Source organism: Rhizobium sp. SEMIA4064 (genome assembly GCF_003025035.1).
In the GTDB taxonomy this organism is placed as follows: Bacteria; Pseudomonadota; Alphaproteobacteria; order Rhizobiales; family Rhizobiaceae; genus Rhizobium; species Rhizobium paranaense.
The window spans coordinates 1-229 of sequence record NZ_PYJN01000015.1 but is presented as its reverse complement, the minus strand read 5'-3'; the positions used below and the strand labels follow the sequence as shown (position 1 = coordinate 229).

Annotated in this window: 1 protein-coding gene; it reads right to left on the bottom strand. The window is 60.3% G+C overall.

Annotated features, from left to right (window positions below; translation table 11 throughout):
• Positions 1 to 229: GH25 family lysozyme (locus tag C9E91_RS10020; protein ID WP_280951162.1), on the bottom strand; the 229-nt coding region annotated here is incomplete at both ends.

Below are 229 nucleotides of genomic sequence, written 5' to 3'. Positions count from 1 at the left end.
GTATAGATGATCGGGCGCTTGCCGTAATAGGCCTGCAGGCGATCCATAAAGCGCTTGATCTCGCTGCGCACCGTTTCGGGAGCCGGTCTGGTCTTGCAGGTCGGGGAGCCCGGGTTCCATTCCACGTCGACGACGGGCGGAAGCGCCATGGCATCCTTCGGCACGTTGCGGATGAACCAATCGGCCTGCTCGTCGGCCGTGGAGCAGAAATAGAAGAAATGATAGGGTG